Origin of the sequence: Streptomyces sp. NPDC051218, from assembly GCF_044455475.1 — a bacterium.
In the GTDB taxonomy this organism is placed as follows: Bacteria; Actinomycetota; Actinomycetes; order Streptomycetales; family Streptomycetaceae; genus Streptomyces.
Genome location: NZ_JBITEU010000011.1, coordinates 126,143 through 149,983 on the forward strand (window position 1 = coordinate 126,143; position 23,841 = coordinate 149,983).

At 69.7% G+C, this 23,841-nt stretch carries 23 protein-coding genes and 1 tRNA gene; 13 read left to right on the forward strand and 11 right to left on the reverse strand.

What is annotated here, in order from left to right:
* Positions 1–18 precede the first annotated feature (18 nt).
* Together ACIBCK_RS30725 and ACIBCK_RS30730 are read right to left on the reverse strand one after the other, a co-directional pair.
* A complete protein-coding gene (locus tag ACIBCK_RS30725; protein WP_399395541.1) occupies positions 19–612 on the reverse strand; it encodes a TetR/AcrR family transcriptional regulator in 594 nt (197 codons plus the stop codon).
* On the reverse strand, positions 609–2,126 hold the full coding sequence (locus tag ACIBCK_RS30730; RefSeq protein WP_399395544.1) for a 3-hydroxyacyl-CoA dehydrogenase: 1,518 nt from the start codon (positions 2,124–2,126) through the stop codon (positions 609–611). Before ACIBCK_RS30730 ends, ACIBCK_RS30725 begins: the two co-directional genes overlap by 4 nt.
* A gap of 195 nt (positions 2,127–2,321) precedes the next feature.
* On the opposite strand from ACIBCK_RS30730, the gene paaN reads away from it, so the two are divergent.
* Complete coding sequence (gene paaN / locus ACIBCK_RS30735; RefSeq protein ID WP_399395546.1) at positions 2,322–4,013, forward strand: phenylacetic acid degradation protein PaaN; 1,692 nt, start codon at positions 2,322–2,324, stop codon at positions 4,011–4,013.
* 15 nt (positions 4,014–4,028) lie between these two features.
* Here paaN and ACIBCK_RS30740 read toward each other — a convergent pair whose 3' ends face one another.
* Genes ACIBCK_RS30740 through ACIBCK_RS30750 form a run of 3 tightly spaced genes read right to left on the reverse strand, consistent with a single transcriptional unit; the run spans position 4,029 to position 6,868 of the window.
* Positions 4,029–4,835 (reverse strand): TrmH family RNA methyltransferase, encoded by an 807-nt coding sequence (locus tag ACIBCK_RS30740; RefSeq protein ID WP_399395548.1) that lies wholly within the window; start codon positions 4,833–4,835, stop codon positions 4,029–4,031.
* 57 nt (positions 4,836–4,892) lie between these two features.
* Positions 4,893–6,101, reverse strand: coding sequence for an HTTM domain-containing protein (locus ACIBCK_RS30745; RefSeq protein WP_399395550.1), 1,209 nt, complete (start codon positions 6,099–6,101; stop codon positions 4,893–4,895).
* The gene (locus ACIBCK_RS30750) at positions 6,098–6,868 is read right to left on the reverse strand and encodes a DUF5819 family protein (RefSeq protein ID WP_399395552.1); all 771 of its coding nucleotides are present in this window, start codon (positions 6,866–6,868) and stop codon (positions 6,098–6,100) included. Before ACIBCK_RS30750 ends, ACIBCK_RS30745 begins: the two co-directional genes overlap by 4 nt.
* A 223-nt stretch (positions 6,869–7,091) precedes the next feature.
* On the opposite strand from ACIBCK_RS30750, the gene paaA reads away from it, so the two are divergent.
* The 6 genes from paaA to ACIBCK_RS30780 all read left to right on the forward strand — a co-directional run bounded on the left by paaA (position 7,092) and on the right by ACIBCK_RS30780 (position 11,973).
* A complete protein-coding gene (gene paaA, locus ACIBCK_RS30755; RefSeq protein ID WP_399395554.1) occupies positions 7,092–8,090 on the forward strand; it encodes a 1,2-phenylacetyl-CoA epoxidase subunit PaaA in 999 nt (332 codons plus the stop codon).
* Positions 8,087–8,377: a 1,2-phenylacetyl-CoA epoxidase subunit PaaB gene (gene paaB / locus ACIBCK_RS30760; protein WP_160506146.1), complete on the forward strand. Its 291-nt coding sequence runs from the start codon at positions 8,087–8,089 to the stop codon at positions 8,375–8,377. Before paaA ends, paaB begins: the two co-directional genes overlap by 4 nt.
* Positions 8,374–9,132, forward strand: a complete 759-nt coding sequence (paaC, locus tag ACIBCK_RS30765; RefSeq protein WP_399395557.1) for a 1,2-phenylacetyl-CoA epoxidase subunit PaaC — start codon at positions 8,374–8,376, stop codon at positions 9,130–9,132. The genes paaB and paaC overlap by 4 nt, the downstream gene beginning before the upstream one ends.
* On the forward strand, positions 9,126–9,617 hold the full coding sequence (paaD, locus tag ACIBCK_RS30770; protein ID WP_399395559.1) for a 1,2-phenylacetyl-CoA epoxidase subunit PaaD: 492 nt from the start codon (positions 9,126–9,128) through the stop codon (positions 9,615–9,617). Before paaC ends, paaD begins: the two co-directional genes overlap by 7 nt.
* On the forward strand, positions 9,617–10,693 hold the full coding sequence (locus tag ACIBCK_RS30775) for a 2Fe-2S iron-sulfur cluster-binding protein (RefSeq protein WP_399395561.1): 1,077 nt from the start codon (positions 9,617–9,619) through the stop codon (positions 10,691–10,693). Before paaD ends, ACIBCK_RS30775 begins: the two co-directional genes overlap by 1 nt.
* 146 nt (positions 10,694–10,839) lie before the next feature.
* Positions 10,840–11,973, forward strand: coding sequence for an acyl-CoA dehydrogenase family protein (locus ACIBCK_RS30780; RefSeq protein ID WP_399395562.1), 1,134 nt, complete (start codon positions 10,840–10,842; stop codon positions 11,971–11,973).
* An 80-nt stretch (positions 11,974–12,053) separates the two neighbouring features.
* On the opposite strand, the gene ACIBCK_RS30785 is transcribed toward ACIBCK_RS30780, so the two are convergent.
* The 5 genes from ACIBCK_RS30785 to ACIBCK_RS30805 all read right to left on the reverse strand — a co-directional run bounded on the left by ACIBCK_RS30785 (position 12,054) and on the right by ACIBCK_RS30805 (position 15,736).
* On the reverse strand, positions 12,054–12,401 hold the full coding sequence (locus ACIBCK_RS30785) for a rhodanese-like domain-containing protein (RefSeq protein ID WP_399395564.1): 348 nt from the start codon (positions 12,399–12,401) through the stop codon (positions 12,054–12,056).
* A 22-nt stretch (positions 12,402–12,423) separates the two neighbouring features.
* On the reverse strand, positions 12,424–13,311 hold the full coding sequence (locus tag ACIBCK_RS30790; RefSeq protein ID WP_399395565.1) for a J domain-containing protein: 888 nt from the start codon (positions 13,309–13,311) through the stop codon (positions 12,424–12,426).
* Between the two features lie 45 nt (positions 13,312–13,356).
* A complete protein-coding gene (locus ACIBCK_RS30795; protein WP_399395567.1) occupies positions 13,357–14,865 on the reverse strand; it encodes a DUF2252 domain-containing protein in 1,509 nt (502 codons plus the stop codon).
* A 174-nt stretch (positions 14,866–15,039) separates the two neighbouring features.
* A complete protein-coding gene (locus tag ACIBCK_RS30800) occupies positions 15,040–15,417 on the reverse strand; it encodes an ArsR/SmtB family transcription factor (protein WP_399395569.1) in 378 nt (125 codons plus the stop codon).
* A gap of 151 nt (positions 15,418–15,568) precedes the next feature.
* Complete coding sequence (locus ACIBCK_RS30805; protein WP_399395974.1) at positions 15,569–15,736, reverse strand: hypothetical protein; 168 nt, start codon at positions 15,734–15,736, stop codon at positions 15,569–15,571.
* Between ACIBCK_RS30805 and ACIBCK_RS30810 the strand changes: the two genes are divergently transcribed.
* Positions 15,657–16,895, forward strand: coding sequence for an MFS transporter (locus ACIBCK_RS30810; protein ID WP_399395946.1), 1,239 nt, complete (start codon positions 15,657–15,659; stop codon positions 16,893–16,895). The genes ACIBCK_RS30805 and ACIBCK_RS30810 overlap by 80 nt on opposite strands.
* Positions 16,896–17,076: 181 nt before the next feature.
* Here the strand turns inward: ACIBCK_RS30810 and ACIBCK_RS30815 are convergent.
* Positions 17,077–17,163: transfer RNA gene (locus ACIBCK_RS30815), tRNA-Leu, on the reverse strand.
* A 475-nt stretch (positions 17,164–17,638) separates the two neighbouring features.
* On the opposite strand from ACIBCK_RS30815, the gene ACIBCK_RS30820 reads away from it, so the two are divergent.
* From ACIBCK_RS30820 to ACIBCK_RS30840, 5 genes are all read left to right on the forward strand, one after another.
* A complete protein-coding gene (locus tag ACIBCK_RS30820) occupies positions 17,639–18,529 on the forward strand; it encodes an FhaA domain-containing protein (protein ID WP_399395571.1) in 891 nt (296 codons plus the stop codon).
* Between the two features lie 10 nt (positions 18,530–18,539).
* On the forward strand, positions 18,540–19,067 hold the full coding sequence (locus tag ACIBCK_RS30825; RefSeq protein ID WP_399395573.1) for an FHA domain-containing protein: 528 nt from the start codon (positions 18,540–18,542) through the stop codon (positions 19,065–19,067).
* 131 nt (positions 19,068–19,198) lie between these two features.
* A complete protein-coding gene (locus ACIBCK_RS30830) occupies positions 19,199–20,779 on the forward strand; it encodes a Stp1/IreP family PP2C-type Ser/Thr phosphatase (RefSeq protein WP_399395575.1) in 1,581 nt (526 codons plus the stop codon).
* A 26-nt stretch (positions 20,780–20,805) separates the two neighbouring features.
* Positions 20,806–22,233 (forward strand): FtsW/RodA/SpoVE family cell cycle protein, encoded by a 1,428-nt coding sequence (locus ACIBCK_RS30835; RefSeq protein WP_399395577.1) that lies wholly within the window; start codon positions 20,806–20,808, stop codon positions 22,231–22,233.
* A 104-nt stretch (positions 22,234–22,337) separates the two neighbouring features.
* Positions 22,338–23,795 (forward strand): peptidoglycan D,D-transpeptidase FtsI family protein, encoded by a 1,458-nt coding sequence (locus tag ACIBCK_RS30840; protein ID WP_399395578.1) that lies wholly within the window; start codon positions 22,338–22,340, stop codon positions 23,793–23,795.
* The last annotated feature ends 46 nt before the right edge of the window (positions 23,796–23,841 follow it).

Sequence of the window (23,841 nt, forward strand, 5' to 3'; positions counted from 1 at the left end):
CCGGGTGCGTGCCGCCTGTCAGCCGCCGCTGCGCAGCCCCGCGAAGGCCAGCTGCACGACGGCGTCGGCGACCTGCTCGCCCGACGAGGCACCACGGGCGTCCGGGCGGTACCACTCCACGATGGAGTTGATCATCCCGAAGAGCAGCCGGGTGGCGAGGCGCAGCTCGATGTCCGAGCGCAGGTCACCGTCGGCGACGGCCTCCTTGAGGAGATCGGCGACCTGCTGGTCGAACTCCCTGCGCCGCTCCATGGCCCACCGCTCGGTGTCGGTGTTGCCGCGCACGCGCAGCAGCAGCGTCACATAGGGCAGTTCCGCGATCAGCACCTCGACGGTGCGGCGCGTGACGTGCTCCAGGCGCTGCACCGCGGTGCCCACGCGCGCGTGGTCCTCGGCGAGGATCCCGAAGAGCCCGTCGAGCGCCCGGCTCACCGCGCGGCGCAGCAATTCCTCCTTGCCGGAGACGTGGTGGTAGATCGAGGACTTGGAGATGCCGGCCGCCTTGGAGAGGTGCTCCATGGACGTGCCGTCGTAACCGCGCTCGTTGAAGACCCGGACCGCCACCGTCAGGAGGGTGTCCGGGGTGTACGTGTCGCGCCTGGTGGTGGTCATGCGAAGTGGTCCTCTCGCGCTGCCGCCCGGCGTAGCGCCTGGGACGGCGCGTAGCGGCCGGTGGGGTACTCCAGGTGCAGGCGTTCCAGGGTGCCGGCGGCCCAGTTCGCGCCGAGCTCCTCGCCCCACGCGAGGGGCCCGCGCGGGTAGTTGACGCCCAAGCGCATCGCCGTGTCGATGTCCTGCCCGTCGGCGACACCGCGCGCGACGGCGTCCTGGGCGAAGTCGACGAGCATGGCGACGGTACGGGCCACGATCAGCCCGGGGACGTCGGCGACGACGCTGACCTTCTTGCCCAGCGCCTGGAAGAGGCCCACCGCCTCGCGGAGCTGGTCCGCGCTCACCGTCCCGGAGGGCGCCAGGGCGATCCGGGTCGCGGAACGGTAGTCGAGCGCCAGATCGAAGTGGATCACCGGCGCCTCGGCGTCGTCCGCGGCGGAACCGTCGGCCAGGAAGAGCCGCACACCGCTGGGCAGTTCGATCCAGCCGGGGAAGTCGGGGTCGATGGGTTCCTTGTGCGCGACGTCGATCCCGGAGCCGTCGATCAGCTCCGCAAGAGCGTGCGCCTGAAACAGCTCGCCGTGCACCGCGACGGACGCCGGGGCCGGTGCGGGCGCCGCCGTGTGCGGCTCCGCGCGCGGGGCGTCGTCCCCGTAGGCGTACCAGCCCTGCCCGGACTTGCGGCCCAGGCGGCGTGATTCGACGAGGCGGCGCTGGGCGAGGGACGGGGTGAACTTGGGGTCCTGGAAAAAGGACTCCCACACGGAGCGAGTGACGGCTTCGTTCACGTCCTGGCCGATGAGGTCGGTCAGTTCGAAGGGGCCCATCTTGAAGCCGCCGGACTCGCGCAGGACGGCGTCGATGGTGGCCGGGTCGGCGGCCCGCTCCTCGTGGAGGCGCAGCGCCTCGGCGTAGAAGGGGCGGGCGATCCGGTTGACGATGAAGCCGGGGGTGTCCGCGCTGCGTACGGGCGTCTTGCCCCAGCTCCGGGCCGTCTCGTACGCGCGCGTGGTGGCCGTTTCCTCGGTCGCGAACCCGCTGACGACCTCGACGAGGGGGAGGAGCGGTGCGGGGTTGAAGAAGTGCAGGCCGACGAAGCGGCCGGGCTTCTTGAGCGTGCCGGCGATGGCGGTGGCGGAGAGGGAAGACGTGTTCGTGGCGAGGAGGCAGTCCTCGGCGACGATCTCTTCCAGCTCTTCGAAGAGGCGCTGCTTTACGGACAGTTCCTCCAGGATCGCCTCGATGACGAGTCCGCACCCGGCCAGCTCGGCGAGGCCGGCGACCGGCGCGAGCCGGTCCCCCGCGGCGGACCGGTCGGCGGCCGTGAGCCTGCCCTTGTCGACGAGCCGGTCGAGGCGTGTGGCGATGGCGGCGGCCGCGGTCTTCGCCCGGCCGTCGACGGCGTCGTACAGCCGCACGGGGTGGCCCGCCAGCAGGGCTACCTGGGCGATGCCCTGCCCCATGGTGCCGGTGCCGACCACGGCAACGGGGCTGCTGAGCTCGAGTGCTGTCATGCTCGCGATCCTCCCGCACGAGGTGTCCGCCGGAGGGTGCGGGGTGCCCGGCGAGAAGTTGTCCACAGGTTCGGCGGACCCCCTTGTCCCGACCGATCGTTCGGTTACTCTAGCTCTGTCTGTCCGTTCCTGCCCACCGCCCTGCCCAGCTCGCCGGCTCGACGAAGAGCCGGCTCGACGAGGAGTTGGTCCCCTATGGCCGCCGAACTCACCGCGCACCAGCTGATCGCCACGCACCGGCCCACACTCGACCAGGCGCTGGAGACGATCCGCACGCGCGCGTACTGGTCGCCGCACCCCGAGCACCCCAAGGCCTATGGAGAGAACGGCAGCCTGAGCCTGCCCGAGGGCAAGGCCGCCTTCGACGCTCTCCTGGGCAGCCGCTTCGACCTCGACCAGCCGGGCACGGACGACTGGACAGGCGCGGAAGTCTCGCCGTACGGACCCGAGTTGGGCATCACCTATCCCCACCCGGACATCGACACGCTGCTGCCTGCGATGCGTGCCGGGATGCGCGCCTGGCGCGAGGCGGGTGCGGAAGTGCGCGCGATGGTGTGCCTGGAGATCCTGTCGCGCGTCAGCGCGCGCACGCACGAGCTGGCGCACGCGGTCATGCACACCAGCGGCCAGGCCTTCATGATGGCCTTCCAGGCTGGCGGGCCCCACGCCCAGGACCGCGGCCTCGAAGCGGTGGCGTATGCGTACGTCGAGCAGTCCCGCACCCCCGACAACGCCGAGTGGTCCAAGCCCCAGGGCAAGCGCGACCCGATCGGCCTGAACAAGCGTTTCACGCCCGTGGCCCGCGGCATCGCGCTCCTGATCGGCTGCAACACCTTCCCGACGTGGAACGGCTACCCCGGCCTGTTCGCCTCCCTGGCCACCGGCAACCCAGTGCTGGTCAAGCCCCACCCGCGCGCGGTGCTCCCGCTCGCGCTGACCGTGCGCATCGCGCGCGAGGCCCTCGCCGACGCGGGCTTCGACCCGAACCTGGTGTGCCTGGCCGCCGAGCGGCCGGACGAAGGAATCGCCAAGACCCTCGCCGTCCGCCCCGAGATCAAGATCATCGACTACACGGGGTCGACCGCCTTCGGTGACTGGCTGGAGGCCAACGCCCGCCAGGCGCAGGTCTACACGGAAAAGGCCGGCGTGAACACGGTCGTCGTCGACTCGACGGACAACTACAAGGGAATGCTGGCCAACCTCGCCTTCTCCCTTTCGCTGTACAGCGGCCAGATGTGCACGACCCCGCAGAACCTCCTTATCCCCCGGGACGGCATCACGACGGACGCCGGAGCGAAGACGTACGACGACGTGGTGTCCGACCTCGCCGCGTCGGTGAACGGCCTGCTCGGCGACGACGCCCGTGCGAACGGCATCCTCGGCGCCCTGGTCAACCCGGATGTGAAGGCCGGCCTGGAAGCGGCGGCGGGGCTCGGTGAAGTGGCCCTCCCCTCACGGGAGATCAGCAACGCGGAGTTCCCGGACGCCGTGGTCCGCACCCCCGTCATCGTCAAGCTGGACGGCGCGAAGCCGGACGCCGAGGCGGTCTATCTGAACGAGTGCTTCGGCCCCGTCTCGTTCGCCGTCGCGGTCGACTCGGCGTCGGACGCCGTGGAACTGCTGCGCCGCACGGTGCGCGACAAGGGCGCCATGACGGTCGGCGCGTACACGACGTCGGAGGAGGTGTCCGGCGCCGTGGAGGAGACCTGCCTGGAGGAGTGCGCCCAGCTCTCCTTGAACCTCACGGGCGGCGTCTATGTGAACCAGACGGCGGCTTTCTCGGACTTCCACGGCTCGGGCGGCAACCCCGCCGCGAACGCCGCCCTGTGCGACGGCGCCTTCGTGGCCAACCGCTTCCGCGTGGTGGAGGTGCGCAGGGACGCCTGACGTCCGGCGGCGGGCTCAGGCCTCCGTGCCCGGAGGCCTGCCCGCCGACCCCGCCGACCCCGCCGACCCCGCCGACCAGTGGAAGAGCGTCATTCCGACGCTGGTGGCCAGGTTGTAGCTGGAGACCTGGGGCCGCATCGGCAGCGACACCAGATGGTCGGCGCGCGCCCGCAGCTGCGCGGACAAGCCACTTCGCTCCGACCCGAAGGCCAGCACGGCGTCGTCCGGCAGCTTCAGGCCGCGGATGTCCTCGCCCTCCGCGTCGAGCGCGAAGACGGGCCCAGGCGGCAGCTCGGAGACGTCCATCCGCTCGACGGCCGTGGCGAAGTGCAGGCCCGCGCCACCGCGTACGACCGTGGGGTGCCAGGGGTCGAGCGTGCCCGTCGTGACGACTCCCGTCGCCCCGAACCCCGCGGCGAGCCGGATGACGGCCCCGGCGTTGCCCAGATTGCGGGGGTCGTCGAGAACGACGACCGGCGCGGTCCTGGGCATCCGGGCCAGCGCGTCCAGGTTGGCCGCACGGGAAGGACGTACCGCGAGGGCGGCCACTCCCGTGGGATGCAGACGCGGCACGAGGGCGCGCAGGGTGCTGTCCGGGACTTGAACGAGGAGCGCGTCCAGGGCGTCCTGCACGTCGGGCGCGAGCTCCTCGGCGAGGGCGTGGACAGCGGCCCTGTCGCTCGTCAGTGCCGAGGGGATCAGCGCTCCGAAGCGCAGCGCGTGCTTGATGGCATGGAAGCCGTCGAGCAGCACGGAGTTCTCGGCGGCCGCCCGCCAGTCACGCACGGCCCCGTCCGGATCACGCTGCTGGGTCGCGTTCATCCGGCGCACGTCCTGCTCATCGCTTGTACGGCGCCGTTCATCCCTGGTAAGTCCCGCTCATGAAGGGAAGCCTACGCGCGCGTGCTCGGTGGTTTCCCCGGCCTGTTCCTCGTCCGCCCCGCGCTGCCCCGGCACCGCGCCGCCCCGCGAGAGCCGCGACAACAGCGCTGCACGCGCGCGTGCCGTCCATCCGCCGACGCGGCGCAGGAACGACGTCGGCAGGAACACGGCATCGGCCGCGATCATCGCCAGCGAGAAGAACGGCAGGCCGAGAACGACCGCGATGACCGCGTGCTCGAAGATCATGGCGGCCAGGAGGACGTTCTTGACCCGCCTGTTGAAGAGGGTGAAGGGGAAGGCGACCTGCACGGCGACCGTCCCGTACGTCACCAGCATCACCATGAGGCCGTGTGAGGCGAGCAGGTCGGACAGCGCGGGCCAGGGGGAGAAGTAGTCGAGACGCAGCGGGTAGTAGATGGCCGTGCCGTCCTGCCAGCGGCTGCCCTGGATCTTGTACCAGCCGGCCGTCGCATAGATCAGACACGCCTCGACCATGATCACCAGCAGTGCGGCGTTGTGCGCGACCTTGACGATGACGTCGAGCAGCTTGCGTGTCTCACCGTCGGGCGCGCGCCGGCCGACGGCCCACCACAGGCCGTGTGCGATCCACAGACCCCAGAAGAGCAGCAGCCAGCCTCCGCCGAGCTCCCCCATGAACGTAACCAAGGAGAGGGCGAGCCCGAGGACCCACCACAGCACGGGCCCGGCCTTGTCGACAGACGCCGCACGCGCGCGTGCCGCGCGCCGGGCGTCGAGTGACCAGACCTGGCCACAGCGCGTGAACACCAGGTAGGTGGCCATGAGGTGGATGACGTTGTCGCCGCCGTCGCCCATGAAGATGGAGCGGTTCTGCAGCGAGAGCACACCGATCATGAAGATCACGGACATCGTGCGCGTGCGCCAGCCGAGCAGCAGCAGGACGCTGCTCAGGACGGCGATTGCGTACACGGCCTCGAACCAGATGCGTCCGTCGGACCACATCAGGGCCGTGAAGGCGTCGTTCTCCGCGATGAGCTGCTGGGCCATGTCCCAGCTCCACGGGCTTTCGGGCCCGTACAACTCCTGGCGGTGGGGGAGTTCGCGCAGCAGGAAGAGCAGCCAGGTGGCGGCGAATCCGATGCGGACCACGGCGGTCTGGTAGGGGCCCAGAGCGGACGCGGTGACCCGTTCCATGCCGCGTCCGAGCACGGAGCCGAAGCGGTTCATCGGGCATCTCCCTCGGACTGGTGGGCCTTGCCCAGAGGCATGTCGTCGGGTTCCACGGACCACCACGGCAGCTGGCGGAGCACCGGTTTCGTCGAGACCTTCTCATCGCTCCACTCGGGGGGCGGCACGTTCGTGGTCCTGGAGCGGACCTGGACGCGCTCGATGGTGGCGCCCGTACCGAGGGGCTCCTCACGATCGATGCGCATCATCACGATGCGGCGGATGTAGCGCTCGGAGAGCTCCCCGCGCAGACCGCGGGGACGATTCTGCGCGTCGTGTGCTCCGACGTAGAAGTCCCAGGCCCTGCGCAGTTCGTTCTGCTGCGTGTGGCTGGGCAGCAGATTGCCGTCGATGGCGGCTCCGTCGCGCGCGGAGAGGTCGTACCAGCCGGTGGTCCGGGTCGATCCGCTGTCCGTGCGCATCTCGGCGCGGGCCTGGACGGCGATGTTCTGCTGCATCGGGTTCGGGGCGAAGAGCTTCCAGTTCTGCTCGAACTCGGGATAGATCCAGTCGTCGACGGCCTGCCCGTGCTGCTTGGTCATGGTGTTCGCGGGGGCGACGTGGAGGAAGAGCATCCCGACGTGGACGCAGGCCGTGACGGCGATGAGCGCGAGCGCGAGCACGGCCACCATCTGGTAGCGCGGGGAGAGGGCTGCGATACCGGCGCGGGGCGGGGGCGGGGGCAGGGGCGGGGGCGGGGGCGGGACCGCCACGAATTCCGAGGATGGGGACGGCGGCTCGTTCGCGTTGTCGTCGTTCGCGTCCATTCCGCCCCGATTCCCGATCCCGCACGCTGGTGCGCCCCTCGGCCCGCCCGTCACACGGCTCTCTACCGCCCGTCGCAGCGGAACGGTACTCATGCCGACGCGCCAGTTACAGCGTCCGTGAAGTTATCCACAGGGTTGACACCCTATGGCGCTGAGCCGCACCATTGAATTCCACGAACCGAACGATCGGTCGGTAGCCAGCTAAAGGTCGAGGGGGACCGCGATGGCGACAGCAGCCGAGCATCAGACGGCCCGGTCCGAGCCGGACGGGGCAGCAGGCGATGCCGCACGCACGGCGGCCCATGAAGCGGCCTTCGACGCCGCCGTCGCGGCCGACGAGCGCATCGAACCGCGGGACTGGATGCCCGACGCGTATCGCGCCTCGCTGGTCAGGCAAATAGCGCAGCACGCACACTCCGAGATCATCGGCATGCAGCCGGAAGCCAACTGGATCACGCGCGCCCCTTCCCTGCGGCGCAAGGCGATCCTGATGGCCAAGGTGCAGGACGAGGCCGGTCACGGCCTGTATCTGTACAGCGCTGCCGAGACCCTCGGCACCAGCCGCGACGAGCTGCTCGACAAGCTGCACTCGGGCCGCCAGAAGTACTCGTCGATCTTCAACTACCCGACCCTGACCTGGGCCGACGTGGGCGCGATCGGCTGGCTGGTGGACGGCGCCGCGATCACGAACCAAGTCCCCCTCTGCCGCTGTTCGTACGGCCCCTATGCCCGCGCCATGGTCCGCGTCTGCAAGGAGGAGTCGTTCCACCAGCGCCAGGGGTATGAATCCCTGCTCGCCCTCAGCCGGGGCACCGAGGCCCAGCACGCGATGGCGCAGGACGCGGTGGACCGCTGGTGGTGGCCCTCCCTGATGATGTTCGGCCCGCCCGACGACGAGTCGTCGCACTCCGAGCAGTCGATGACCTGGAAGATCAAGCGCCACTCGAACGACGAGCTGCGCCAGCGCTTCGTGGACATCTGCGTCCCCCAGGCCGAGTCCCTCGGGCTCACGCTCCCCGACCCGGACCTCGTGTGGAACGAGGAGCGGGGGCATCACGACTTCGGCCCGATCGACTGGACGGAGTTCTGGGCGGTCCTCAAGGGCAACGGCCCCTGCAACGAACAGCGGCTCACGCAGCGCAGGACCGCGCATGAAGAAGGCGCCTGGGTGCGCGAGGCAGCAGCGGCGTTCGCCGCCAAGCACGGGGAGGCGAAGGCATGAGCAGCTCGACCGACTGGCCGCTGTGGGAGGTGTTCGTGCGCTCCCGCCGCGGGCTCTCCCACACCCACGCGGGCAGCCTGCACGCGCCGGACGCGGAAATGGCCCTGCGCAACGCCCGCGATCTGTACACCCGCAGAAGCGAAGGCGTCTCGATCTGGGTCGTGCCGTCCACACAGATCACCGCCTCCTCGCCGGACGAGAAGGACTCCTTCTTCGAACCGGCGGGCGACAAGCCCTACCGCCACCCGACCTTCTACGACATCCCGGACGGGGTGAAGCACCTGTGACCCCGCCGCCGGCCCCGACGGCCACCGCAGCCGCCCTCGCCCTGGGTGATGACGCGCTGGTGCTCTCGCACCGGCTGGGGGAGTGGGCGGGCCACGCGCCCGTCCTGGAGGAAGAGGTCGCCCTCGCGAACATCGCCCTCGATCTGCTCGGCCAGGCACGCGTCCTGCTCTCCCTGGCAGGTGACGAGGACGAACTGGCCTACCTGCGCGAGGAACGCGCCTTCCGCAACCTCCAGCTGGTCGAGCAGCCGAACGGCGACTTCGCCCACACCATCGCCCGCCAGCTCTACTTCTCCACGTACCAAACGTTGCTGTACGGCCAGTTGGCGAGCGGGGACAGCACGTTCGCCCCGCTGGCGGCGAAGGCGGTCAAGGAAGTCGCCTACCACCAGGACCACGCGGAGCAGTGGACGCTGCGGCTCGGTGACGGGACGGCGGAGAGCCATGAGCGCATGGAGCGCGGACTCGACGCGCTCTGGCGGTTCACCGGCGAGATGTTCCAGCCGGTGGAAGGCCTCGACGGGGCGGCCGGGTCGGACGAAGGAGTGAGCGTCGACCGGCAGGCGCTGCGCGAGAGTTGGACGGCATCGGTGACCGCCGTCATCGAGAAGGCGACACTGACCGTGCCCGTCGGCCCCCAGGAAGGGGCCTGGGCCGCGGGCGCGGGGCGCCAGGGGCTGCACACCGAATCCTTCGGGCCGATGCTCGCCGAGATGCAGCACCTGCACCGCAGCCACCCGGGGGCGTCATGGTGACCACCGCCCTCGAAGAGGAACTCATGGCCCTCGCGGGCTCCGTGCCCGACCCGGAGCTACCGGTCATCACGCTGGCCGAGCTCGGGGTCCTGCGCGGTGTGCACGTCCGCGGCATCGGCAAGGTCGACGTCGAGCTGACCCCCACGTACACCGGCTGCCCGGCCATAGAGACCATGATCGCCGACATCGAGCAGGTCCTGCGTGAGCGCGGCATGGCGGAGGTCTCCGTGCGCACCGTGCTCTCCCCCGCCTGGTCGACGGACGACATCAGCGCCGAGGGCCGCCGCAAACTCGCCGAGTTCGGCATCGCGCCCCCGCGCCCGCACAGCGCCGACGGACCGATACCCCTCACCCTCTCGGTCCGCTGCCCGCACTGCGGCTCGACCGACACCGAACTGCTCAGCCGTTTCTCGTCGACGGCCTGCAAGGCGCTGCGCAGGTGCACTGCCTGCCGTGAACCGTTCGACCACTTCAAGGAGTTGTGATGGCACGCTTCCACCAGCTCCGGGTAGCGGCGGTCGAGCAGCTCACCGACGACTCCGTGACGCTGACCTTCGAGGTACCCCCCGCCCTGCGCGAGGAGTACCGCTTCGTGGCGGGCCAGCATCTCGCCGTCCGCCGCTTCGTCGACGGCACGGAGATCCGGCGTACGTACTCGATCTGCGCCCCCGCGCCCCACCCCGAGAGCCCGTCGGAGCCACGGACTCTGCGGGTGGGGGTGCGCTTCGTCGAAGGCGGCGCCTTCTCGACGTACGCCCTCAAGGAAGTCGCCGTCGGCGATGTTCTCGACGTGATGACCCCGGCCGGTCGCTTCACGCTGGAGCCGGCACCCGGGCGCTATGCGGCGGTGGTCGGCGGCAGCGGGATCACACCGGTGCTCTCCATCGTCACGACGCTCCTGGAGCGCGACCCGCAGGCCACGTTCTGCCTCATCCGAAGCGATCGCACCGCCGCGTCGACGATGTTCCTGGAGGAGGTCGCCGACCTCAAGGACCGCTGGCCGGACCGCTTCCAGCTGGTCACGGTGCTCTCCCGCGAGGAGCAGCAGTCGGGGCTCGACTCCGGACGGCTCGACGAGGAGCGGCTGGGCAGGCTGCTGCCCGCGCTGCTGCCGGTCGATGAGGTCGCGGGCTGGTTCCTGTGCGGCCCGTTCGGTCTGGTGCAGGGCGCGGAGAAGACGCTGCGCGGCCTCGGCGTGACGCGTCAGCGCATCCACGAGGAGATCTTCCACGTGGACGGCGGCCTCGCCGCCCCGATACCCGCCGCGACGGCGACCACCCCCGCGCACAGCACCGTGACGGTGACGCTCGACGGCCGCTCCGGCACCTGGCCGGTCCAGGACGGGGAGTCCCTCCTCGACACCGTGCTGCGCAACCGCGCGGACGCGCCGTACGCCTGCAAGGGCGGGGTGTGCGGGACCTGCCGGGCCTTCCGGGTCTCGGGTGAGGTGCGGATGGACCGCAACTTCGCGCTGGAGCCGGAGGAGACCGAGGCGGGATATGTACTCGCGTGTCAGTCCCATCCGGCCACGGACACAGTGGAGTTGGACTTCGACCGCTGAGAGCTCCGGGCGCGGGTGTGTTCCCTTCCCGTAGAACCTGTTCTATCTTGACGTCTCATCTTGACGGCCCGTCAGAAACAACGGGCGCGGTAGCCAGAGACAGACCAGAGACAGAATCGTCGGGCCGGTGCGCGGGAGGACAAGCAGTGGACTTCACCTTCACCGAGGAACAGCAGGCGGCCGTCGAGGCGGCGAAGGCGCTCTTCGCCTCCGTCGCGCCCGACGGAGTGCCGAGCCCCGCCCTCGTACCGGGCGCCGTCGCCGAGGACTTCGACCGCGCGCTGTGGACCAAGCTCGCAGGAGGGGACCTGCTGAGCCTGCTCCTCGACCCCGAGTACGGCGGCGCGGGCCTGGACGCCATCGCCCTCTGCCTGATCCTGCGCGAGTCCGCGAGGAAGCTCGCGCGGGTCCCACTCCTGGAGAGCAGCGCCGCCTCGTATGCCGTACAGACCTACGGCAGCGCCGAGTTGAAGCAGCGCATCCTGCCGGGAGCCGCCCGCGGGGAGCTCGTCCTGACCGTCGCGGCGAACGGCCGCAGCGGACACGACCCCGCCGAACTCGCCGTCACCGCACGGCAGGACGGCGACGACTGGCTGCTCGACGGCACCCAGACAGCCGTGCCCTGGGCACAGAACGCCGACCTCATCGTGGTGCCCGCCCACACATCGTCCGGCCGGACCGTCCTCGCCCTGATCCCCCGCGCGCACCAAGGCCTCACCCTCGCCGAGCAGGTCTCCACGAATGGTGAGCACCTGGGCGAGCTCGGCCTGGAATCCGTACGGATCGGCGACGCCGACGTCATCCAGGCCGAAGGGGCCTGGGACTGGCTGCGCGATCTGCTCACCACCGGGACCTGCGCCCTCGCGCTCGGCCTCGGCGAGGGCGTGCTGAGCATGACCAGCGAATACACCGGAAAACGCGAGCAGTTCGGCTTCCCCGTCGCGACCTTCCAGGCGGTGGCGGTCCAGGCAGCCGACCGTTACATCGACCTACGCGCCATGGAGGTCACCCTCTGGCAGGCCGCCTGGCGCATCAGCACCGGCGCGAGCGGCGCCCTGCCCGCCACGGGAGACGTCGCCGTCGCCAAGATCTGGGCGTCGGACGGCGTACGCAGAGTGGTGCAGACGGCGCAGCACCTGCACGGCGGCTTCGGATCCGACACCGACTACCCCCTGCACCGCTACCACGCATGGGCCAAACAGCTGGAGCTGTCCCTCGGCCCGGCTGCGGCACACGAGGAGGCACTGGGCGAGCTACTGGCCGCCCACCCACTCGGCTGAGGAAACGCGAAGGGGTAGAAGTCCCGAACGGCTGAAAACGCGAACGGCTGGAGTACCGAACTGCAGACGGTGCCGCTGAACTAGATCACGACGCCCGGCCGGCCCTTGTCGTCGACGACGGGCCGGCCCGCGGCCTCCCAGCTCTGCATGCCGCCGTCGACGTTCACCGCGTCGACACCCTGCTGGACGAGGTACATGGCGACCTGCGCCGAGCGGCCACCGACCCGGCAGATGACGTTGACCTTGCCGTCCTGCGGCGCGGCCTCGGTCAACTCCCCGTAGCGGGCGACGAACTCGCTCATCGGGATGTGCAGCGCGCCCTCGGCGTGGCCTGCCTGCCATTCCTCGTCCTCGCGGACATCAAGAAGAAAGTCGCCGCTCGCGAGGTCGTCGACGCCGACCGTGGGCACGTGAGATCCGAAAGCCATGCCTCCGACGCTACCCGACGGGCTAGGCGGTCAGCCGCGCGAGTTCCGCCTCGCGCTCGGTGACCTGGGCGAGCAGCTGCTCGGCGATCTCGTCGAGGAGCTGGTCCGGATCGTCCGGCGCCATCCGCAGCATCGCGCCGATCGCACCCTCCTCCAGCTCCCGTGCGACCACGGAGAGCAGCTCCTTGCGCTGGGAGAGCCACTCAAGGCGTGCATAGAGCTCTTCGCTCTTGCTCGGCCACCGCTGCTCGGCCACGGGGCCGGCCGCCCACTCGTCGGACAGCTCACGCAGCAGGGGCTCGTCCCCACGCGCGTAGGCGGCGTTCACCCGCGTGATGAACTCGTCGCGGCGACCGCGTTCCTGGTCGTCCTGAGCCAGGTCGGGGTGGGACTTGCGGACCAGCTCGCGGTAGAGCTTGCGGGCCTCGTCGCTGGGCCGCACCCGCTGCGGCGGCCGCACCGACTGATCGGTCAGCATCGCGGCGGCCTCCGGGTAGAGGCCGTCGCCGTCCATCCAGCCGTGGAACAACTCCTCGACCCCCGGCATCGGCATGACCCGCGCCCGCGCCTCGTCCGCCTTGCGCCGGTCCTCGGGGTCGCCACTGCGGGCGGCCAGGGCCTCGGCGATCTCGGCGTCCAGCTCGTCGAGACGCGCGTACATCGGGCCGAGCTTCTGGTGGTGGAGCCGGGAGAAGTTCTCCACTTCGACCCGGAACGTCTCGACGGCGATCTCGTACTCGATCAGCGCCTGCTCCGCCGCCCGGACCGCCTTCTCCAGCCGGTCCTCCGGCCGCGCGGCGCCCTCCTGCCCCGCCGCCGTCCCGGCCCCGTCAGGAGCCTCACGACCGGCGGTCGCGGGCCCGGGGTCGGGCGTCTGGGGCTGCGTGGGCTCGGCTTCCGGGGTCGTCACCCGTCCAGCCTAGGCCACCGCACCACCACCCCGACCGAGCGGCGCTCACACCCCCGCCTCCGCCGCCACCCGCCCCTCCTTGACCGCGCGGACCAGTTCCGTGTGGTCCGCCTCCGTGCGGTTCGCGTACGTCACCGCGAACGCGGCCACCGCCGTGTCCAGCTCGTCGTTCTTGCCGACGTACCCCGCGATGAGCCGAGGGTCGGCGCTGTGCGCGTGCGCGCGGGCCAGCAGGGCTCCCGTCATCCGGCCGTAGTCGTCCATCTGGTCGGCTGCCAGCGCCGCCGGGTCCACGCTGCCCTTGCGGTTCCTGAACTGCCGTACCTGGAAAGCCCGCCCGGCCACCGTCGTCCACCCCAGCAGGAAGTCGCTGACCACCTGCATCCGTTTCTGCCCCAGCACCACCCGGTGCCCTTCGTGCCTGACCGAAGGCACCGTGAAGCCGGCCGTGGGCAGATGCGGAAGCAGCGCGGAGGGACATGCCTCCTTGACCTGGAGCACCAAGGGCTCGCCCCGGTGGTCGAGCAGCAGCACCACGTACGACCGCAGGCCGACGCTGCCTGTGCCCACGACGCGGAACGCCACGTCCTGGACCGCGTACCGCGCGAGAAGCGGCAGCCGGTCCTCCGAGAGCGTGCCCACATATTCCTCGAGGGCGGAGGCGACCTCGGCCGCCTCCGCGTCCGGTACTCGCCGGAGCACCGGCGGGGCGTCGACGAAGCGGCGCCCCACGCGACCGCCCTCGTCCTCGACGCGCTCGGTCGACTTGGCGGCGAACCGGGCGCTCGTGTTCTGCCGTGCCTTCTCGGAGACGCTTTCCAGCGTGCCGAGCAGGTCCCGCGCGTCGGTGTGCGAGACCAGCTCCTCGTCCGCGATGGCGTTCCACGCGTCGAGCGCGGGGAGCTTCGCGAGCAGCCGCATCGTGCGCCGATAGGCGCCCACCGCGTCGAACGCGGCTTCCCTGCAGACGTCCTCGCTCGCCCCCGCCTCACGCCCCGCGAGCACGAGGGAGGCCGCGAGCCGCTTCACGTCCCACTCCCAGGGCCCGTGCACCGTCTCGTCGAAGTCGTTCAGGTCGATGATGAGGCCGCCCCGCGCATCGCCGTACAGACCGAAGTTCGCGGCGTGGGCGTCACCGCATATCTGGGCGCCGATCCCCGTCACAGGGGTCCGCGCGAGGTCGTACGCCATCAGGCCGGCGGCTCCGCGCAGGAAGGCGAAGGGCGACGCGGCCATCCTGCCCATCCGGATGGGCGTGAGCTCGGGGAGCCTGCAGCGGTTGGACTCCTCCACGGCATCGACGGGATCGGGACGGCCGTCGTCCTCGACGAACCGCTCGTGCGAGGCACGGCTGACGCGTGCCCGCAGCGCTTTGCCCTCCCGCTTCGGCGAAACCGTCGAACCGGCCGCACCCACCGGTCCCGCCGACCCCGCCCCGCCCTGCAAGGACCGCTGAGCGAACCCCTTAACGTACGGAAGCCGCGCCCCGGCCGCCCCCGCACCACCGGACCCCACCCTGGCCGTACCCACCCCGTCGACACCCGCCTTGACCATTGCCTCGCCCCCGCATCCCCCGCGTCTAGCCGGCCCTCGTGGGCCCCGCCTGGAATCGAAGGTACCCCCGGCCGCCGGACGGCGTCAGAGCCTGTGGATAACCTCGTTTCCGCTCACCAATCCCCCCTCCTCCCCTCCCCCTTCCTCCCCCTACTCCCTCCCGCCGGACTACACCTACGCACCGCCGCTCCCCGCGCCATCTGCCGGCTGCCAGGCGGCCACCAGGTCGAGCAGTCCGGGAAAGCGCGCGTTGAGGTCGTCGATCCGTACCTGGCTGCGCCGTTCCAGTCCGTACTGCCGCTGCCGGGTGAGGCCCGCGTCCCGAAGCACGCGGAAGTGGTGGGTGAGTGAGGACTTCGGCCGGGCCAGGCCGAACCAGCCGCAGGAGTGGTCGAAGTCCTCGGAGTCGAGGAGGAGCTTGCGGACGATCCCCATCCGCAGCGGATCGCTCAGCGCCCCCATGACGACCTCCAGGCGCAGCTCTTCGACCGCCGGTTCAGCGAGAGGCGGGGGCGGATCGGCGAGGGCGGGCGGGATGTTGAACGTGGCCATCGGCATCTTCCTGTCACGCGGTACAAGCGCGGTCCCTATGTACGACTCCAATCGTACAGGAGGTATGTTCGACTCAACTCGTACTGGAGACAAGCAGGGGAGACGCAGTGACGGACGCCCAAACGGCGCCACATCAGCTAACGCCGCCGCATCAGCCGACCAGCGCAAGCACCGGGACCAGGGGCTCGGCGGGTAGGGACTCAAGAAGCGCGGCGACCACCCCCCGGTGGTGGATCTGGCTGGCCGCCTGGCCCGTCACCGCCGTCTTCGTCCTCTCCAACGCGGCGACGCCCTTGTACGTGCTCTGGCAGCGCGACATCGGCTTCTCCAAGGGCATGCTGACCGTGATCTTCGCCTGGTACATCGTGGGGTTGATCGCTTCGCTGCTGGTCTCGGGAGTGGTCTCGGACCGCGTGGGACGCAAGCCCGTACTGCTGCCGGCCCTCGTGCTCGCCGCGGTGGCCTGCCTGGTCTTCGCTACAGCGTCCTCGGTGGTCGCCCTGATCATCGCCAGGCTGTTCACCGGTATCGCGGTCGGAGCCGTGGTCTCGGCGGGTATGGCGGCGGTCTCGGACGTGGCGGGCCCGGCGCGCAAGCGGCTCGGCGCCCTGCTCGCGTCGTGCGCCATGGTCCTGGGCGCGGGCCTCGGCCCGCTTCTGGCCGGCGTGCTCTCCGAGACGGCGCCCGCGCCCACCGTGACGGTCTTCGTGGTGGAGATCGCCCTCCTCGCCGCCGCGTTCGTGGCCGTACTGCGCATGCCGCTACCGGTAAAGCCGAAGTCCCGCTCGACCAAGGCCACCAGCAACGCCACCCTCACCGCCCCTCCCCAGGCCACCGCCACCAACCCCAGCCCTCCCACCCACCAAACCCCCCGAACCTGGCTCCGCGTCCCGGCAGTCCCCCGCGGCAACGGCAGCCAACTCCTGCTCGGCATCGCCGTGTTCGCCCCCGGTATCACCGCGACCTCGTTCGTGCTGTCGCTCGGCCCCTCGCTGCTCTCCGGCCTCCTCGGCACCACCAGCCGCATCGTCGCCGGAGCGATGGCCTTCGTGATGTTCCTGGCCGCGACCGGGGTCCAGTTCGCGGTACAGAAGCTGCGGGTACGCACCATCCTGCTCACCGGTGCGGTGAGTACGACGGTCGGTATGGCCGCCCTGATGGCCGCCGTGCACACCTCGTCGGTCGGACTGCTGATCGCCGCTGCCCTGCTCGCGGGGGCCGGTCAGGGCATGGGCCAGCTCGGCGGGCTCTCCCTGCTCAACGCCGTGGTGCCCTCGCAACGGCTGGCCGAGGCCACCGCGGCGCTCAATGTCGGGGGTTACGTGCCGGCCGGCATCCTCCCGGTCGCAGCCGGGTTCCTCAGCGACGCGGTCGGCCTGACCAGCGGCGCGACGATCTTCGGCATCGCCCTGGTGGCCATGGCGGTCTGCGGCGGCCTGGTGGTACTGGCCCGCCGCCAGGCCACCGAACCCGCATAAGCCCCGCCGCACGTACGGAACAGGACCCGGCAGTGAGCTATCTCACCGCCGGGCCCTCACTCCTGTGAGCGCTCCCGTAAGCACTCCCGTAAGCACTCTGCGTACCCCCGGCCCCACCCGACCCAGAACGCGAAAGCGGGCCCCCACCAGGACTTTCATCCTGGTGGAGACCCGCTCCACATGGTGCGCGAGGGGGGAGTTGAACCCCCACGCCCTTTCGGGCACTGGAACCTGAATCCAGCGCGTCTGCCTATTCCGCCACCCGCGCATGGGTGTTGTCTTGGGTCTCTTCACCACTTCGTGCAGACACTGTGTGCGAACACTGTGTGGTGCGAGCGCCTTCCGACATCCAGAAGATTAGCACGCTGCCGAGGGTGGATTCACATCCGTATTCGGGGGCACCTGCCCAGGTGATCCGGGGGCACCTGCCCAGGTGATCCGGGGGCACCTGCCCAGGTGATCCGGAGAGAACCGGGACCGACCGACCGACTTGCGCCCTGCTCGGCGATGGTCCGCGGTCAGGTGCGGGACACTGGTTTGAGGCCCCCTCTTCGAGGCCCCTCTACGATCCCTGGTGGAGGAGCCTGAGAGGAGCCCGGAAGGATCCCGGAGCCCTGGTGCGGGCATGCCTTGTGAGAGGCGACACTCATCGACTGGGCGGACAGGGGGAACCAGCCGATTTCCCGGCGCGTGGATACGATCAGTAAGCAGTACCAGGATGACTACGACGGAGGAGGTGCCCCATGGGAGTCATGAAGAAGTTCGAGCAGCGACTCGAAGGTCTCGTCAACGGCACCTTCGCCAAGGTGTTCAAGTCCGAGGTCCAGCCCGTCGAGATCGCCGGCGCCCTGCAGCGCGAGTGCGACAACAACGCGACGATCTGGAACCGCGAGCGGACCGTCGTCCCCAATGACTTCATCGTGGAGCTCAGCGCGCCCGACTTCGAGCGGCTGAGCCCCTACTCGGGACAGCTCGGCGACGAGCTCTCCGGGATGGTGCGCGAGTACGCCAAGCAGCAGCGGTACAGCTTCATGGGCCCCATCAAGGTCCATCTGGAGAAGGCCGAGGATCTCGACACGGGGCTGTACCGAGTGCGCAGCCGCACGCTCGCGTCCAGCACCTCGCAGAGCCCCGAGCGCGCCCCGGCAGCCCCCACGGGCCCCGCGGGCGCCGGCCACAGCCCCGCCAGACCCCCCGCGGGCGGAGGCGGTGGCTATGGCTACCCACAGCCCGCCCAGCCCGCAGGCCCTCCCCCCATGCCCGCAGCGCCGCCTCCGGGTGGCCACGCGGGCGGGCCCGCCCCGGTGCCGAGCCGCCCTCAGGGGCCCGGCGCGGGACCTCTTCCGGGTGCGCAGGTGCGGCGCTGGATCGAGATCAACGGCAATCGCCATCAGATCTCCCGCCCGACGCTGGTGCTGGGACGCAGCACCGACGCCGATGTGCGGATCGACGACCCCGGCGTATCGCGTCGGCACTGTGAGATCCGGACCGGAACGCCCTCGACGATCCAGGATCTCGGGTCTACCAACGGCATCGTGGTAGACGGGCAGCACACCACCCGCGCTACGCTCCGCGACGGCTCGCGGATCGTCGTGGGCCAAACCACCATCGTTTACCGGCAAGCCGAAGGGTGAAGCGGGGGCAATGTCAGAGCTGACCCTGACGGTCATGCGGCTGGGTTTCCTAGCCGTTCTGTGGCTGTTCGTGATCGTGGCCGTCCAGGTCATCCGCAGCGACCTGTTCGGTACGCGCGTCACACAGCGCGGCTCGCGCCGTGAGAACGCGCGACCGCAGCAGGCCGCACGCCAGCAACAGCAGGCGGCCACAACTCCACCTCCCCAGCGCCAGCAGCAGGGCGGCGGGCGGCAGCGCCGCGGCGCCCCCAGCAAGCTGGTCGTGTCCGAAGGGATCCTCGCGGGCACGACGGTCGCCCTGCAGGGCCAGACGATCACGCTGGGCCGGGCGCACGATTCGACGATCGTCCTGGACGACGACTACGCGTCCAGCAGGCATGCCAGGATCTACCCGGACCGTGACGGCCAGTGGATCGTCGAGGATCTCGGGTCCACCAACGGCACGTATCTCGACCGGACCCGACTCACCACCCCGACGCCCGTTCCGCTGGGCGCGCCGATCCGCATCGGCAAGACCGTCATCGAGCTGCGGAAGTAGTACTACGTCATGACAGAGCGCGAGCGGAGCGAGCGAGCCGAAACGGCGGTCCAGACACTGGACGCCGGCGCGCTCCCGACCGGAGGGTGGGCACCGTGCGGATGTACCCGGAGCCGACGGGCGAGGTGCGCATGAGTCTGTCTTTGCGCTTCGCCGCCGGATCGCACAAAGGCATGATCCGAGAGGGGAACGAGGACTCCGGTTACGCCGGTCCGCGTCTCCTCGCGATCGCCGACGGCATGGGGGGCCAGGCCGCGGGTGAGGTGGCGAGCTCCGAGGTGATCTCGACGCTCGTCACCCTCGACGACGACGTGCCGGGATCGGACATCCTCACGTCGCTCGGTACCGCCGTGCAGCGCGCCAACGACCAGCTGCGCCTGATGGTCGAGGAGGACCCCCAGCTCGAGGGCATGGGGACGACCCTGACCGCGCTGCTGTGGACGGGGCAGCGTCTGGGTCTCGTACACGTCGGTGACTCACGCGCCTATCTCCTGCGGGACGGCGTCCTCACGCAGATCACCCAGGACCACACCTGGGTGCAGCGGCTCGTCGACGAGGGCCGGATCACCGAAGAGGAAGCCACCACCCACCCGCAGCGCTCCTTGCTGATGCGCGCGCTCGGCAGTGGTGAGCATGTCGAGCCGGACCTCTCGATCCGCGAAGTCCGCGCCGGCGACCGTTACTTGATCTGCTCCGACGGTCTCTCCGGCGTCGTCTCCCACCAGACGATGGAAGACACCCTCGCGAGCTACCAGGGCCCCCAGGAGACCGTGCAGGAGCTCATTCAGCTCGCGCTGCGCGGCGGCGGCCCCGACAACATCACGGTGATCGTCGCCGATGTCCTGGACATCGACAGCGGCGACACCCTCGCCGGCCAGCTCTCCGACACCCCCGTGGTCGTCGGCGCGGTCGCCGAGAATCAGCTGCAGGCGCAGGACGACAACGGCGCCATGCAGACTCCGGCGGGCCGCGCGTCCGGCCTCGGCCGCCCCGTGCCGCCGCAGCCCTCCGGAGGCGGCTTCGGGCCGCCCGGGAGCGGTGACACAGCGAGCTACGCCCCCGAGGGGAGCTTCGGCGCGTACAGCGACGAGGACTTCGTGAAGCCCGGCGGCGGCCGCAAGTGGCTCAAGAGATCGCTCTACACCGTGCTCGCCCTGGCGGTCATCGGCGCCGGTCTGTACGGCGGCTACCGCTGGACCCAGACCCAGTACTACGTGGGCACGAACGACGAGAACATCGCCCTTTACCGCGGCATCGACCAGGACCTGGCATGGGTCAGCCTGTCGAAGGTCGAGGAGAACCACCCCGAGATCGAACTCAAGTACCTGCCGCCGTATCAGCGCAAGCAGGTCGAGGGGACGATTCCCGAGGGCAATCTCGACGACGCCAAGAGCAAGATCGAGGAGCTCGGCCTGCAGGCTTCCGCCTGTGAGAAGGACGCCGAGCGCCGCGAGGCCGAGCGCGAGAACGCCAAGCCCGGTGAGGGTGAGGCGGGCGGCACGACCGGCCTTTCGGCCAAGGCGCCCACCGCGCCCACCGACGATCCGACCGACCCGGCGGACAAGAACGACCCGAACAACCCGAGCGACTCGAACGACGACAAGAACAGCTCGACCGACAAGAACAAGTCCAAGACCGCACCGACTCCCACACCCGGCCCCAGCCTCTCCGAGGACGAGGAGAAGCTGGTCCCGCTGTGCGGTAAGCAGTAAGCAGCCGTTGGGGGCCTTTGCACGCCATGAGCAGTAGCACTACACACACGTCGACCATCGGCGCGATCGGAGCGCCGAGCAGGCGCAACACCGAGCTCGCGCTCCTCGCGTTCGCCGTCGTCATCCCGCTGTTCGCCTACATCAACGTGGGCCTGGCGATCGACGGCGAACTGCCCACAGGCATGCTCGGTTACGGGGCGGGGCTCGGTCTCCTCGCCGGCATCTCCCACTTCGTGGTGCGCAAGTTCGCGCCGTACGCCGATCCTCTGCTGCTGCCCCTGGCGACGCTGCTCAACGGCCTCGGTCTCGTCGTCATCTGGCGACTCGACCAGTCGAAGCGGCTGCAACAGCTGCCCAACTTCAGTGCTGCCGCACCGAACCAGCTGATGTACTCCGCGATCGGCATCGCCCTGTTCGTCGGCGTGCTGATCCTGCTCAAGGACCACCGTGTCCTGCAGCGCTACACGTACATCTCGATGGTCGGCGCCATCATCCTGCTGCTGCTGCCCCTGGTCCCCGGCCTCGGCATGAACGTGTTCGGTGCCAAGATCTGGATCCGGGTCGGTGGATTCTCCATCCAGCCCGGTGAGTTCGCGAAGATCGTCATCGCGATCTTCTTCGCCGGCTACCTCATGGTGAAACGCGACGCCCTGGCGCTGGCCAGCCGCCGCTTCATGGGCCTGTACCTGCCGCGTGGCCGTGACCTGGGTCCCATCGTCGTCATCTGGATCATCTCGATCCTGATCCTGGTCTTCGAGACCGACCTCGGTACCTCACTGCTGTTCTTCGGCATGTTCGTCGTCATGCTGTACGTCGCCACGGAGCGCACCAGCTGGATCGTGTTCGGGCTGATGATGTCCGCGGTCGGTGCGGTCGGCGTCGCGTCCTTCGAGCCGCACGTCAAGCAGCGCGTCGACGCGTGGCTCGACCCCATGCGCGAGTACACGCTGAGCCAGGACGGCGTCGTCGGCCACTCCGAGCAGGCGATGCAGGCCCTGTGGGCCTTCGGCTCCGGCGGCACGCTGGGCACCGGCCTCGGCCAGGGCAACTCCGACCTCATCAAGTTCGCCGCCAACTCGGACTTCATCCTCGCCACCTTCGGCGAGGAGCTCGGCCTCGCCGGAATCATGGCGATCCTGTTGATCTACGGCCTGATCGTCGAACGCGGTGTGCGCACCGCGCTCGCGGCCCGCGACCCGTTCGGCAAGCTCCTGGCGATCGGCCTGTCCGGCGCGTTCGCCATCCAGGTCTTCGTGGTCGCCGGTGGCGTCATGAGCCTGATCCCGCTGACGGGTATGACCATGCCCTTCCTCGCGTACGGCGGTTCATCAGTGATCGCCAACTGGGCGCTGATCGGAATCCTCATCCGCATCAGCGATACGGCGCGCCGACCGGCGCCCACCCCCGCCCCGAACCCCGACGCGGAAATGACCCAGGTGGTCCGGTCCGAGTGACCATCCCGCCCTGACCCCTCACTCACCGTCAAGCGATCGCCCGTAAGTACTAGGATCCCCTGGACCTGGCCCATGGTGATCGCAAGTCGAAAAGGTTCGGACCGTTGAACAAGCCGCTACGCCGGATCGCGATGTTTTGTGGTCTGCTCATCCTCGCTTTGATGGCCCGGGACAACTGGCTCCAGTACGTGCAGGCCGACACGCTCGCCAAGGACGAGAAGAACCGCCGCGTCACCATCGAGCGCTACGGCACTCCGCGCGGCAACATCATCGTGGACGGCAAACCGATCACCGGCTCCAAGGAGACGAGTGGCGGAAACGACCTCAAGTACCAGCGGACGTACACGAACGGTTCCATGTGGTCCCCGGTCACCGGCTTCGCGTCGCAGAGCGTCGGCGCGACCCAGCTGGAGTCCATCGAGGACGGCATCCTGACCGGCAACGACGACCGCCTCTTCTTCCGCCGCAGTCTCGACATGCTGACCGGTGAGAAGAAGGAAGGCGGCAACGTCGTCACGACCCTCAGCTCGGCCGCGCAGAAGGCCGCGTACGAGGGCCTGAAGGGCCGTGGCAAGGGTGCGGTCGCCGCCCTGGACCCGTCCACGGGCGCGATCCTGGCGCTGGCCTCCGCCCCGTCCTACGACCCCTCCACCTTCGCGGGAGCCGACGGAGAGGCTTTCCAGAAGCTGGACAAGAACAAGAACAAGCCGATGCTCAACCGCGCCCTGCGCGAGACCTACCCGCCGGGCTCCACCTTCAAGGCGGTGACGGCGGCGGCGGCCCTGGAGCACGAGCTCTACACCGACGTCGACGCGCCCACCAAGTCGCCGCTGCCCTGGACGATGCCCGACACTCAGACACCGCTGCCCAACGAGGGCGACATTCCCTGCAAGAACGCCTCGCTGCGTGACGCGCTGCGGGTGTCCTGCAACACCGTCTTCGGCAAGATCGGCTCGGACCTCGGCAAGGACAAGATGCTCGAGACGGCCGAGAAGTTCGGCTTCAACGAAGAGCAGTTCGTGCCCGTCCGTTCGAACGCCTCCGTCTTCCCCGAGGACATGGACAGGCCGCAGACCGCGCTCTCCTCCATCGGCCAGTTCGAGACGGCCGCGACGCCGCTGCAGATGGCCATGGTCGCCTCGGCCATCGCCAACGACGGCAAGCTGATGGAGCCGTACATGGTCAGCGAGCTGCAGGCGCCGAACCTCGACGTGATCGAGAAGCACGCGCCCAAGGAGATGAGCCGGCCGCTGTCCGAGGAGAACGCGCAGAAGCTCCAGGACATGATGGAGACGGTGATCAACGAGGGCACCGGCACCAACGCCAAGATCCCCGGCGTCACCGTCGGCGGCAAGACCGGTACGGCCCAGCACGGCGTCGACAACAGCGAAAACCCTTACGCCTGGTTCATCAGCTACGCCAAGACCGCCTCCGGTTCGCCGGTGGCCGTCGCCGTGGTCGTCGAGGACAGCGACGCCAGCCGTGACGACATCTCCGGTGGTGGTCTGGCAGCCCCGATCGCCAAGGACGTGATGAAGGCGGTTCTGGACAGCAAGAAGTGACCCCTGTCACGGCCTCTTCACATCAGTGCACGTTGCGATACCGGTC